The following is a 12,451-nucleotide window of genomic DNA, read 5'->3' as shown; positions in this document are numbered from 1 at the left end:
CATTAGGAGTTGGACATGTTGAAAAAACGACAAGATTTACGTAATATAGCAATTATTGCCCACGTTGACCATGGTAAAACAACACTTGTTGACCAGTTATTACGTCAAGCGGGGACTTTCCGTGCGAACGAACACGTTGAAGAACGCGCAATGGATTCAAATGATCTAGAAAGAGAACGCGGTATTACAATTTTAGCGAAAAATACAGCGATTCACTATGAAGATAAAAGAATTAACATTTTAGATACACCTGGTCACGCTGACTTCGGTGGAGAAGTAGAACGTATCATGAAAATGGTTGATGGTGTTTTACTTGTTGTTGATGCATATGAAGGTTGTATGCCACAAACACGATTTGTTTTAAAGAAAGCTCTTGAGCAAAACTTAACTCCAATCGTAGTTGTAAACAAAATTGACCGTGACTTCGCTCGTCCAGATGAAGTAGTTGATGAAGTAATCGACTTATTCATTGAGCTTGGTGCAAACGAAGATCAATTAGAGTTCCCAGTTGTATTTGCATCAGCAATGAACGGAACAGCAAGCTTAGATTCAAACCCAGCAAATCAAGAAGAGAATATGAAATCATTATTCGATACAATTATCGAACATATTCCAGCACCAATTGATAACAGCGAAGAGCCACTTCAATTCCAAGTAGCACTTCTTGATTACAACGACTACGTTGGACGTATTGGAGTTGGTCGCGTATTCCGCGGTACAATGAAGGTTGGACAACAAGTTGCTTTAATGAAAGTAGACGGAAGTGTGAAGCAATTCCGCGTAACGAAATTATTCGGTTACATGGGATTAAAACGTCAAGAAATTGAAGAAGCAAAAGCAGGGGACTTAGTAGCCGTTTCTGGTATGGAAGACATTAACGTAGGTGAAACAGTATGTCCAGTTGAACATCAAGATGCGTTACCATTATTACGTATTGATGAGCCAACACTACAAATGACGTTCCTTGTAAATAACAGCCCATTTGCAGGTCGTGAAGGTAAATACATTACATCTCGTAAAATTGAAGAGCGTCTTCGTTCACAATTAGAAACAGATGTAAGTTTACGTGTAGATAATACAGATTCTCCTGATGCGTGGATCGTATCTGGACGTGGGGAACTACATTTATCTATCTTAATTGAAAACATGCGTCGTGAAGGTTATGAATTACAAGTATCTAAGCCAGAAGTAATCATTAAAGAAGTTGATGGCGTAAGATGTGAGCCTGTAGAGCGTGTACAAATCGATGTACCTGAAGAATACACTGGTTCTATTATGGAATCTATGGGTGCACGTAAAGGTGAAATGTTAGATATGGTGAATAACGGAAACGGTCAAGTTCGCCTTACTTTCATGGTTCCAGCACGTGGTTTAATTGGTTACACAACAGAATTCTTAACATTAACTCGTGGTTACGGTATTTTAAACCATACATTCGATTGCTACCAACCAGTACACGCTGGACAAGTTGGTGGACGTCGTCAAGGTGTTCTAGTTTCACTTGAAACAGGAAAAGCATCACAATACGGTATTATGCAAGTTGAAGACCGTGGTGTAATCTTCGTTGAACCAGGTACAGAAGTATATGCTGGTATGATTGTAGGAGAACACACTCGTGAGAATGACTTAACAGTTAACGTTGTGAAAATGAAACAACAAACTAACATTCGTTCTGCGACGAAAGATCAAACTTCAACAATGAAGAAACCACGCCTAATGACTTTAGAAGAATCATTAGAGTACTTAAACGATGACGAGTTCTGTGAAGTAACTCCAGAATCAATTCGTCTACGTAAAAAGATTCTTGATAAGAGTGAGCGCGAAAGAGCTGCTAAGAAAAAGAAATCTGTCGAAGCGTAAAAATAAAAAAACAACGCCCTTTATAAAGGGCGTTGTTTTTTTATTTTGTTTATTTTTTAGAATATTTACTCATTTTTGTGGACAGTATTTTTTTTGCGAGTTACTCTTGTATTAAGTGTATAAAGAAAATTGCATTTTACTGCTAGGGGGGAAGAGTGTGTTAGAAAGGATGTCTTTTTTTGCAAAATTGTGTAAGGTAGATGAAAATCCAGAGTTAGGAATGTGGTTACTTTATGGGACGATTATTATATTAAGTGCTCTCGTTTATAATTTAGGGTTTGCTAGAAAGTTGTCTGTACTAAAAAATATTGTGATATACATATCATTAGCAATTGGATGCACAGTATTAACCTTTTTTGCTGTGTTTTTACCTGTTGGAGAAGGACTTGTTGTAGCGGCAATTGTACTTGGAATTTATAGATTGCGTTTGCGTCAAGCGAAACAACAAAAAGCAGGATAAGGAAGGGGAGTTTTCATGCGTTCAGTACAAGATGCACTATATAATTGGTTAACAATTAAAACAGTTGCGGAAGCACGCCCAGATGATAGTGCTGCAAAAGAAACATATTTGTTATTTCAAAATATGATATATGAAGAACATAAATTAAGAAATGTGGAAGTCGAAAAGAACGAGGAAATGTATTTAATTACATATGAAATGAATGGAGAACGGAAATCTGCAAGGTTTCCGTTAGAAGCCATTGATTGTTTTTTGGATCAGATGAATCGTGAACCAGAAAAATATAAATAAGTCCTTATCTATATGAGTAAGGACTTATTTACATTTTACCAATCATCTTCGATTTTTTTATCACGATATAATCGGAAATTACCACTTGCATGACGTTCCATTGTACGCTCTGCAATTCGTTCCGAACATTCCATGCACATATATGTATGAATAGGGCGATTACGCAGTTTTTTTGCCATAGGATTTTCATCATCTAACATATCTTTTTTATCACAAATCATACATTTGACTCTCATTTCGTCACCTCAATACGAATTCTATCAGTATAAGTATATCATGGAAGTATAATGTTTTTGAATAATAGTGGGAAAAAATAATATTTTCGCAATTCAAAAAATAAGTTATGATAAGGATATACCAAGTATGTTTGGAGGTGAAAATATGGCGAATGTAGTAGAGCCTACCTTAACAGAGGATTTAGTACAAACGTTGCGTAAAGAGTGTATTGTTATGATAGCAACGACAGATTTCGAAAAGCAAGTTCCTAACGTAAGTGCTATTTCTTGGGTGTATGCAGTGAGTAAAACTAGTATTCGATTTGCAGTAGATCAACGTTCACGTATTGTGGAAAATATACGGCATAATACAGGTGTGGTATTGACTATAATGGCGAATGAATCCGTATTTTCTATAAGTGGTGCAGGTGAAATTTTGACAGATAGAATGGAAGGTATTTCTCTAAAATTAACTGTAATAGAAGTAAATGTGCAAGAAGTGCGTGATGTTATGTTTTATGGAGCGAAACTTGCAATTGAACCAACATATGAAAAAACATATGATCTTCGGGCAGCGAAAAAGCTGGATAATGAAGTGTTAGTAGGGATAAGAGAATTATAAAGATGCTAAATAGGAAATTCGTTTATTCACTTTTGTAATCGGTTATTGTGATTTAACGTTAATAATTATAATAAAAAGTAATATATTGAATAGAAATGAATAAAGAATAAATAAAAGGTTTAATGACTATGATTTTCGATTCTACCTCGTTTACACGGTACATATAATTATAACAATGGTTCGTCCATATTGTATGGATGAAACCCTTGTTCTACAAATTTAAAAGTGGAGTCAGGGGGTAACAGGTTGGATAAAATTTATGTGTTAGATACGAATGTACTTTTGCAGGATCCTTTATCTATTTTTTCATTTGAAACCAATGAAGTAGTGATTCCAGCAGTTGTATTAGAAGAGGTTGATTCGAAAAAACGTTATATGGATGAAGTAGGACGAAACGCTCGTTATGTATCTAAGTTAATAGATAAATTTCGTGAAATAGGAAAGCTGCATGAAAGTATCCCGCTAGAAAACGGCGGAACATTTCGTATTGAATTGAACCATCGTTCATTCGTGCAACTACAAGATATTTTTGTAGAAAAAACAAATGATAATCGAATTTTAGCTGTAGCAAAAAATCTATCTTTAGAAGAACAGGAAAAAGAGGACGGGAAGTCTGTTATTTTAGTAAGTAAAGATGTACTCGTAAGGGTAAAAGCTGATGCAATTGGTTTGAAGGCTGAAGATTATTTAAGTGATCGCGTAATTGAAGTAGAAAATATATATTCTGGCTTTTTAGAAGGATATATATCAAAAGAACAATTGGATTATTTTTATGAGAAAGGTGAATTGCCTCTATCTGAAATTGCGAATCATCCTTTTTACCCAAATCAGTTTGTAGTGATGAAAGATGCATTAGGGGGCTCTAGTTCTGCTCTTGGCATTGTGGATCACTTAGGTAAGAAGGTAAAGAAACTTATTTTTCACAATGAACAAGTGTGGGGGATACGACCACGAAATGTGCAGCAAATTATGGGATTAGAATTGTTGCTTCGTGAAGATATTCCGCTTGTAACGTTAACGGGGAAAGCCGGCACAGGAAAAACGTTACTTGCGTTAGCTTCGGGACTTATGCAAACAGAAGATTTAGGGTTATATAAAAAATTACTTGTGGCAAGACCAATTGTTCCAGTCGGAAAAGATATCGGTTATTTACCAGGAGAAAAAGAAGAAAAGTTAAGACCATGGATGCAGCCAATTTTTGATAACCTAGAGTATTTATTTAATACGAAAAAGCCAGGAGAGTTAGATGCTATTTTAGCTGGAATGGGTTCGATTGAAGTAGAAGCCCTTACTTATATACGCGGGAGAAGTATTCCAGATCAGTTCATTATCATTGACGAAGCACAAAATTTAACAAAGCATGAAGTGAAAACGATATTAACTAGGGTAGGGGAAAAGAGTAAGATTGTATTGATGGGAGATCCTCAGCAAATTGATCACCCATATTTAGATGAATATAATAATGGCTTAACATATGTTGTAGAGAAGTTTAAAGAACAGCGTATTAGTGGTCATGTGAAGTTTGTTAAAGGGGAGCGATCTAATTTAGCTCAACTAGCAGCAGATTTATTGTAAAAAGGAGTGAGCTTAAGCTCACTCCTTTTCTTTAAATAATTGTAAATTTACGGATGTTACGGATTGGATTTTGTTGATTAGATCCATCATTGAAATAGAGATGAACAGGTCCGTCTTCTTTTAATGGCTTTCCTTCTTTTGAAAAACCTAGTATAGCATTTTTGACAGTTTCTAATGGAAGTGTCATTGTATGATCTACCGTTTCAATTTCAACTTGCGTAGCGTCCTCTAAAATTTCAGCGTTAGCAAGGAATGGATGGAAGGGTATACCAAATGTTCCAGTAATTAGCTGTTCTTTTTTATATTTCTTTACACTTTGTTGTATCGGTGGGAAGGCAGCACCATCACGAATTTCACGATCCCAATGTTCTGAAGTGTTTTTTAAATAAGTTTCTAGTTCAGACGTGTTTTCTCTAGTTTCATCAAAGTAAGTTGTCAAATCTACTTTTCGATCATCAAAGATCCAAACAGTTGGATCAATAGTGATTGGAAAACGTACTTTTCCGTTAATAAATAAAATTTCGCTCATTGTTGTTCCCCCATTTGTGTTATACTCCCACTTTTCAGTATAATAGCATTAGACACTGTTGTCACAAAAAATGTTTCTATTGCAATTTATTAAAACTATCGCTAATATTAATAGATAGGATAGAGGAGAGTAGGACGGAAACGGAGGGAATCAATTTGGCGTCTGAGACAGTAGCAAATCATCAGGAAAAGGCACTAGCCCTTCTACAAGCGGATGCAGAGAAGATTTTAAGACTTATTAAGGTGCAAATGGACCATCTTACAATGCCGCAATGTCCATTATATGAAGAAGTGTTAGACACACAAATGTTTGGACTATCCCGCGAGGTCGATTTTGCGGTTCGCCTTGGTCTTATTGCAGAAGAACAAGGGAAAGCAATGTTAGGTGAGCTCGAACGTGAGTTATCTGCACTTCATGAAGCATTTACAAACAAACAACAATAACGGGTTCAAATAAGGGGGCTCAAACTAAATTAGTTTGAGCTTTTTATTTGTATAATAAAGCAGGAAGAATCAATGTACATATGGAATACAACAATAATTAAATTGAAACAGAAAGAGGAAATGAAATGAAAAAAGTATGGAAATCAATGGATTATTCATTATTACTTCCTCTTGTTATCTTATGTGTGCTGGGAGTAATAATGGTATATAGTTCTAGTTCCATTGTTGCGATTTCGAGGCATAACTGGCCGGCAAATTACTTTTTTAAAAAACAATTAATAACTTTAGCTATTGGAACGGTATTGTTAGTAATTGTAGCTTCGTTACCTTATAAGTTTTGGAGAAAACGAATAATTTTATCGGCGATGGGGCTAGGGAGTATTGCTTTACTAGCAGCAGCCTTGATTTTTGGTAAGGAAATAAATGGTGCAAAAGGTTGGATATTAGGTATACAGCCCGCTGAATTTGTTAAATTATCGATTATTATTATATTAGCTCGCTTTTTTGCAAGGAGACAAGAAACAAATACACCTGTTTTTAAAGGGTCGGGACTTACACTTGGTTTTGTTGGAATGGCAATGTTTTTAATTTTAAAGCAAAATGATTTAGGTACCGATTTGTTAATTGCAGGAACAGTAGGGATTATGTTTCTTTGTTCAGGAGTAAGGATTAATTTATGGATTAAACGAATTGTTTTAACTTCTATAGTATGGATTCCAGCTCTATATTTTTTGGCTAATTATAAATTAAGTGGATATCAAAAGGCACGTTTTTCAGTTTTTCTTGATCCATTCAATGATCCTCAGAATGATGGATTCCAATTAGTAAATTCTTTTATTGGAATTGCTTCAGGAGGGCTAAATGGTCGAGGATTAGGAAATAGTGTGCAAAAATATGGTTATTTACCAGAACCTCAAACAGATTTTATTATGGCTATTATATCTGAAGAATTAGGTTTTATTGGTGTAGCTATTATTTTAATTTGCTTGCTACTTATTATTATTCGTTCATTCAGGATTGCTCAAAAATGTAACGATCCTTTTGGAAGTTTAATTGCAATCGGAATTGCAAGTTTAATAGGAGTACAAACTTTTGTTAATGTTGGTGGTATGTCTGGATTAATACCGCTTACTGGAGTGCCTTTACCGTTTATTAGTTATGGTGGAAGTTCCTTAATAGCTAATCTACTTGCAATGGGAATACTACTTAATATTGCTAGTCACGTGAAACGACAAGAGAAACAACAGAATGGTGTAATGAAAGAAAGAGAACAAAATGGACCACATCTTGTAGTTGTAAAATAAAAACACATTGTGCTTTAGAGCATGATGTGTTTTTTATTTTTAAGTAGTTTTAAATATGATGTACTAATTTCTCTTTCAGTTAAAAGATATATCACATTAAGTTAAATGTGATATACAATTAAGTTGTTAGAAAAGGAAGAGGTATGCTATACTATTTTTGTGAAACAAATTGCACAGAAAACTTATCATTTGTTAGAAAATAAGGTATGATGGATAAAAATAAAGTGAAGCTTTCTAAGTATAATATAATGTGGAAAGTGAAGAACTTCACGCTTTTTAAGGTGTGTATATATTTTATCTCTAGAGTGGTAGGAAAGTAGAGGGGGAAAATCATGACAAAGCTGCAACGTATTCAAAAAGTATTGGTAGCTAACCGTGGAGAGATTGCAATTCGTGTGTTTCGAGCTTGTTCGGAACTTGGATTAAAAACAGTTGCAATCTATTCTAAAGAGGATAGTGGTTCTTATCATCGCTATAAAGCCGATGAGTCCTATTTAGTTGGGGAAGGAAAAAAACCAATTGATGCTTATCTAGATATTGAAGGCATTATTGAGATTGCAAAAAGTAATCATGTAGATGCAATCCACCCTGGATATGGTTTCTTATCAGAAAATATTCAATTCGCTAAACGTTGTGAAGAAGAAGGAATTATCTTTATCGGTCCGAAAAGTAAGCATTTAGATATGTTTGGAGATAAAGTGAAAGCAAGAACACAAGCGCAGCTAGCACAAATTCCAGTTATACCTGGTAGTGATGGTCCAGTAAATTCATTAGAAGAAGTCGAAAAATTTGCTGAAAAGTATGATTACCCGATTATTATTAAAGCATCCCTTGGGGGTGGCGGTCGTGGTATGCGTATTGTGCGTACTAGTGAGGAATTAGGAGAATCATATAATCGAGCGAAATCAGAAGCGAAAGCAGCTTTTGGTAATGATGAAGTTTACGTCGAAAAATTCGTTGAAAAACCTAAACATATAGAAGTACAAATTTTAGCAGATGAAGAAGGCAATGTTGTTCATTTATACGAGCGTGACTGTTCTGTACAACGTCGTCATCAAAAAGTTGTAGAAATTGCACCGAGTGTATCACTTTCAGATGATCTGCGTCAGCGTATTTGTGATGCTGCTGTGAAGTTAACGAAAAATGTAAACTATTTAAATGCAGGAACAGTAGAATTCCTTGTAAAAGATGATGAGTTTTACTTTATTGAAGTAAATCCACGTGTTCAAGTAGAACATACGATTACAGAAATGATTACGGGAGTAGATATTGTTCAATCACAAATTTTAATAGCGGATGGACATTCATTACATAGCAAAATGGTAGGTGTTCCGAAGCAAGAGGAAGTAGTTGTACATGGATTTGCAATTCAATCTCGTGTAACAACTGAAGATCCGCTAAATAATTTTATGCCGGATACAGGAAAAATTATGGCGTATCGATCAGGTGGTGGTTTTGGTGTGCGTCTTGATACAGGGAATAGCTTCCAAGGTGCAGTTATTACACCGTACTACGATTCTTTACTTGTAAAAGTTACAACTTGGGCACTTACTTTTGAGCAAGCTGCTGCAAAAATGGAACGTAACTTAAAAGAATTCCGTATTCGTGGTATTAAAACAAATATTCCATTCCTAGAGAATGTAGTAAAGCATAAAAACTTCTTATCAGGAGAATATGATACTTCATTTATCGATGCGTCACCTGAATTGTTCTTGTTCCCGAAACGTAAAGACCGTGGAACGAAAATGTTAAATTACATTGGTACAGTAACAGTAAATGGTTTCCCAGGAGTAGGGAAAAAAGAAAAACCAATATTCCCAGATGCTCGTATTCCATGTTTAAAACATTCAGAGCCAATCCAAAATGGAACGAAACAAATTTTGGACGAGCGTGGAGCGGACGGATTAGTAAAATGGGTACAGGATCAAAAACGTGTACTTTTAACGGATACAACATTCCGTGATGCACACCAGTCATTACTTGCAACTCGTATTCGTACAAAAGATTTACATCAAATTGCGGAGCCAACAGCGAGAATGTTACCGAACCTATTCTCAGCGGAAATGTGGGGCGGTGCAACGTTTGATGTTGCGTATCGTTTCTTAAAAGAAGATCCATGGGAACGATTACTAGATCTTCGTGAAAAAATGCCGAACGTGTTATTCCAAATGTTACTTCGTTCTTCAAACGCAGTTGGATACAAAAACTATCCAGATAATTTAATTCAAAAATTTGTGGAATGTTCTGCTCAAGCAGGCATTGATGTATTCCGTATTTTTGATAGTTTAAACTGGGTGGAAGGCATGAGAGTTGCAATTGACGCTGTACGAGACACTGGTAAAATTGCAGAAGCAACAATGTGCTACACAGGGGATATTCATGATCCACTGCGTAGTAAATATGATTTAAATTATTATAAAAATTTAGCAAAAGAGTTAGAAGCATCAGGAGCTCACATTTTAGGTATTAAAGATATGGCGGGCTTACTAAAACCAAATGCAGCATATGATTTAGTTTCTGCATTAAAAGAGACAGTGTCGATTCCAATTCATCTGCACACGCACGATACGAGTGGAAATGGTATATTAACGTATACGAAGGCAATTGAAGCAGGTGTTGATATCGTCGATGTAGCAGTGAGTTCTATGGCTGGTCAAACGTCACAACCAAGTGCGAACACGCTATACTATGCGTTAGGCGGAAACGAAAGACAACCAGATGTTAATATAGATTCTTTAGAAAAACTATCTCACTATTGGGAAGATGTACGCAAATACTATGCACCGTTTGAAAGTGGTATGAATGCCCCTCATACAGAGGTATATATGCATGAAATGCCGGGTGGGCAGTATAGTAATCTTCAGCAACAAGCGAAGGCGGTTGGTTTAGGAGATCGCTTCGATGAAGTGAAAGTAATGTACCGCCGTGTGAATGACATGTTTGGAGATATTGTAAAAGTAACACCATCATCAAAAGTTGTTGGTGATATGGCATTATTTATGGTTCAAAACCATCTGACAGAACAAGATGTTTTAGAGCGTGGACATGCGATGGACTTCCCAGGGTCTGTTGTTGAAATGTTCTCTGGTGATTTAGGTCAACCGTACGGTGGTTTCCCGAAAGAATTACAAAAGATTATTTTAAAAGGGAAAGAGCCATTAACAGTAAGACCAGGTGAATTACTAGAGCCAGTAGATTTCGAAGCGTTAAAAGAAGAATTATTCCATAAACTTGGACGCGAAGTAACGATTTTTGATGTAGTAGCATATGCTTTATATCCAAAAGTATTTATGGATTATGAAAAAGTTGCTGAGCTTTATGGAAATGTATCTGTACTTGATACACCGACGTTCTTCTATGGTATGAGACTAGGTGAAGAAATTGATGTAGAAATTGAACAGGGTAAAACATTGATGGTTAAACTAGTATCAATTGGAGAACCTCAGCCGGATGGAAACCGTGTTCTTTACTTGGAATTTAACGGTCAACCACGTGAAATTATCGTGAAAGACGAGAGTGTAAAAGCAACAGTTGCACAACGTGTGAAAGGAAACCGTGAGAATCCAAATCATATTAGTGCAACGATGCCAGGAACGGTAATTAAAGTAGTTGTAAAAGAAGGCGACGAAGTGAAAAAAGGCGATTCTATGGCAATTACAGAAGCGATGAAAATGGAAACGACAGTTCAAGCGCCGTTCAATGGTAAAGTGAAGAAAGTATATGTTAACGATGGTGATGCGATTCAAACGGGTGATTTACTTATTGAATTAGATCACTAAAATAAGAAAAGAGCTGTGTAAATACAGCTCTTTTTTTATTGCAAAAAATCCCTTGCCGAATTGGCAAGGGATTTTAGTTTTAAATTATTTTGTTTGTTTAGAAGTTGATTCGGCTTCTTTGGCATTCACTTTACTTCTTGTTCCTAGCATAACTAAATAGCATAGTACGGCAAACAAGCAAGAAATGAATAGAGAATGTAACAATGCCATTGCTAAACTAGCGTTTGTAAATACAACTAAAACTCCTACTACAGCTTGAAGTGTAACAAGGATAAATGAAATAATCCATCCCCAATATACTACAGATTGCTGCTTGTAATGGCGAATAGCGAGAATCATCGCGTATAGTATCCAAGCGAAAATTAACATCGCTGCAACTCTATGGCCCATTTGAACCCATTCATGTAGTTGAGTTGGCATAGGTCTGTTTTTGCTACATAAAGGAAAGTCTGGACAGGCTAAGCTAGCTCGTTCGTGACGTACTAAAGCACCTGTGTAGACGACGATATAACTGTAAATTGTTACACCATAAATATGAAATTTCATTTTTTTGTCCATAATAAGTGAACGTGCATCAAATTTTTGGTCAATTTCAAAGATAAGACACGTTAATAAAATGACAGAAGCAAATGAAATTAAGGAAATACCGAAATGGATAGCAAGTACAGCTGGCATTTGTCCCCAAACAACTGCTGCTGCTCCCATTAATGCTTGTGCAACTAAAAATACGAAGGATAAAATTGCTAACGTTTTTGTTTCACGCACATGTTTATAATATTTCCAGGACAAAATACAAAGTAGAGTGACAAGAATTCCAGCTGATCCTGATGTTAATCGGTGGCTAAGTTCAATAATAGTTTCCATTGATAAATTAGATGGAACAAATTCACCGTTACAAAGTGGCCATGATTTACCACAACCTTGACCAGAACCTGTTTTTGTAACTAAAGCGCCTCCTAATAAAACTATTAATAAATCAAGGCTTGTAATGACTGCTAACCATTTAATAAAGCGTTGCAATCTCTTTCACCATCTTTCTGCTATGAAGTTATTGCGAAATATTTTCATTCCATTATGTATAGAATAAAACGCGCTAGTTCCTATGATATATAAAAAATAATAAAATAGCAAAGAAATGGAGGGGGAAGGAAAGGGAGAGAAAATAGGTGTAAAAACAGGGTTCGCAAGGAAAATTTTGGGTGAAAAATAGGCTATTTTGAAAAGAAATGGGGAGAATACGTGTTAAATAGGACAAAATAGTTTATTATAGAAGGTAACATCATGTTATGATAAGGACAAGTCAGAATGAAGTTTTTTATATTCGACACAAAAAGTTCATGTTTTCTTCACAAAATGTTCGGGAAATATGATTT

The 12,451-nt window shown here is 35.6% G+C and carries 11 protein-coding genes; 8 read left to right on the top strand and 3 right to left on the bottom strand.

Going from position 1 to position 12,451, the window contains the following annotated elements; all coding sequences use genetic code 11:
* The first annotated feature begins 15 nt into the window (after positions 1 to 15).
* The 3 genes from typA to N2V80_RS19765 all read left to right on the top strand — a co-directional run bounded on the left by typA (position 16) and on the right by N2V80_RS19765 (position 2,611).
* Positions 16 to 1,860 (top strand): translational GTPase TypA, encoded by a 1,845-nt coding sequence (gene typA / locus N2V80_RS19775; RefSeq protein ID WP_000914762.1) that lies wholly within the window; start codon positions 16 to 18, stop codon positions 1,858 to 1,860.
* Positions 1,861 to 2,017: 157 nt separating this feature from the next.
* Positions 2,018 to 2,320, top strand: a complete 303-nt coding sequence (locus N2V80_RS19770; protein ID WP_000893662.1) for a YlaH-like family protein — start codon at positions 2,018 to 2,020, stop codon at positions 2,318 to 2,320.
* A 15-nt stretch (positions 2,321 to 2,335) separates the two neighbouring features.
* Positions 2,336 to 2,611, top strand: coding sequence for a hypothetical protein (locus tag N2V80_RS19765; RefSeq protein ID WP_001258147.1), 276 nt, complete (start codon positions 2,336 to 2,338; stop codon positions 2,609 to 2,611).
* A gap of 35 nt (positions 2,612 to 2,646) precedes the next feature.
* Here N2V80_RS19765 and N2V80_RS19760 read toward each other — a convergent pair whose 3' ends face one another.
* Positions 2,647 to 2,847, bottom strand: coding sequence for a YlaI family protein (locus tag N2V80_RS19760; RefSeq protein ID WP_002082250.1), 201 nt, complete (start codon positions 2,845 to 2,847; stop codon positions 2,647 to 2,649).
* A 145-nt stretch (positions 2,848 to 2,992) separates the two neighbouring features.
* On the opposite strand from N2V80_RS19760, the gene N2V80_RS19755 reads away from it, so the two are divergent.
* Entirely contained in the window at positions 2,993 to 3,448 is a 456-nt protein-coding gene (locus N2V80_RS19755; RefSeq protein ID WP_000024597.1) for a pyridoxamine 5'-phosphate oxidase family protein, read from the top strand.
* Positions 3,449 to 3,694: 246 nt separating this feature from the next.
* The gene (locus N2V80_RS19750; protein ID WP_000358083.1) at positions 3,695 to 5,023 is read left to right on the top strand and encodes a PhoH family protein; all 1,329 of its coding nucleotides are present in this window, start codon (positions 3,695 to 3,697) and stop codon (positions 5,021 to 5,023) included.
* A 31-nt stretch (positions 5,024 to 5,054) separates the two neighbouring features.
* On the opposite strand, the gene N2V80_RS19745 is transcribed toward N2V80_RS19750, so the two are convergent.
* On the bottom strand, positions 5,055 to 5,552 hold the full coding sequence (locus N2V80_RS19745; protein WP_001289809.1) for a hypothetical protein: 498 nt from the start codon (positions 5,550 to 5,552) through the stop codon (positions 5,055 to 5,057).
* Between the two features lie 155 nt (positions 5,553 to 5,707).
* On the opposite strand from N2V80_RS19745, the gene N2V80_RS19740 reads away from it, so the two are divergent.
* The 3 genes from N2V80_RS19740 to pyc all read left to right on the top strand — a co-directional run bounded on the left by N2V80_RS19740 (position 5,708) and on the right by pyc (position 11,078).
* Complete coding sequence (locus N2V80_RS19740; RefSeq protein ID WP_000135694.1) at positions 5,708 to 5,995, top strand: YlaN family protein; 288 nt, start codon at positions 5,708 to 5,710, stop codon at positions 5,993 to 5,995.
* Between the two features lie 125 nt (positions 5,996 to 6,120).
* A complete protein-coding gene (locus N2V80_RS19735) occupies positions 6,121 to 7,299 on the top strand; it encodes an FtsW/RodA/SpoVE family cell cycle protein (protein ID WP_000758413.1) in 1,179 nt (392 codons plus the stop codon).
* Positions 7,300 to 7,631: 332 nt separating this feature from the next.
* Complete coding sequence (gene pyc / locus N2V80_RS19730) at positions 7,632 to 11,078, top strand: pyruvate carboxylase (RefSeq protein WP_000164087.1); 3,447 nt, start codon at positions 7,632 to 7,634, stop codon at positions 11,076 to 11,078.
* An 84-nt stretch (positions 11,079 to 11,162) separates the two neighbouring features.
* On the opposite strand, the gene ctaA is transcribed toward pyc, so the two are convergent.
* Positions 11,163 to 12,098, bottom strand: a complete 936-nt coding sequence (gene ctaA / locus N2V80_RS19725) for a heme A synthase (RefSeq protein ID WP_001188747.1) — start codon at positions 12,096 to 12,098, stop codon at positions 11,163 to 11,165.
* Positions 12,099 to 12,451 lie beyond the last annotated feature (353 nt).

The sequence above is a fragment of the Bacillus sp. FSL W8-0640 genome, assembly GCF_038007725.1.
Lineage (GTDB): Bacteria > Bacillota > Bacilli > Bacillales > Bacillaceae_G > Bacillus_A > Bacillus_A cereus.
Note: the sequence above shows the minus strand (reverse complement) of the source record. Positions and strands in the feature narration are given on the sequence as shown.

Bases quoted from the DNA above. Each gene is read 5' to 3' on its own strand.
- N2V80_RS19745 (WP_001289809.1), bottom strand. From the start codon at position 5,552: ATGAGCGAAATTTTATTTATTAACGGAAAAGTACGTTTTCCAATCACT.
- pyc (WP_000164087.1), top strand. From the start codon at position 7,632: ATGACAAAGCTGCAACGTATTCAAAAAGTATTGGTAGCTAACCGTGGA.
- N2V80_RS19735 (WP_000758413.1), top strand. From the start codon at position 6,121: ATGAAAAAAGTATGGAAATCAATGGATTATTCATTATTACTTCCTCTT.
- typA (WP_000914762.1), top strand. From the start codon at position 16: ATGTTGAAAAAACGACAAGATTTACGTAATATAGCAATTATTGCCCAC.
- N2V80_RS19765 (WP_001258147.1), top strand. From the start codon at position 2,336: ATGCGTTCAGTACAAGATGCACTATATAATTGGTTAACAATTAAAACA.
- N2V80_RS19760 (WP_002082250.1), bottom strand. From the start codon at position 2,847: ATGAGAGTCAAATGTATGATTTGTGATAAAAAAGATATGTTAGATGAT.
- N2V80_RS19755 (WP_000024597.1), top strand. From the start codon at position 2,993: ATGGCGAATGTAGTAGAGCCTACCTTAACAGAGGATTTAGTACAAACG.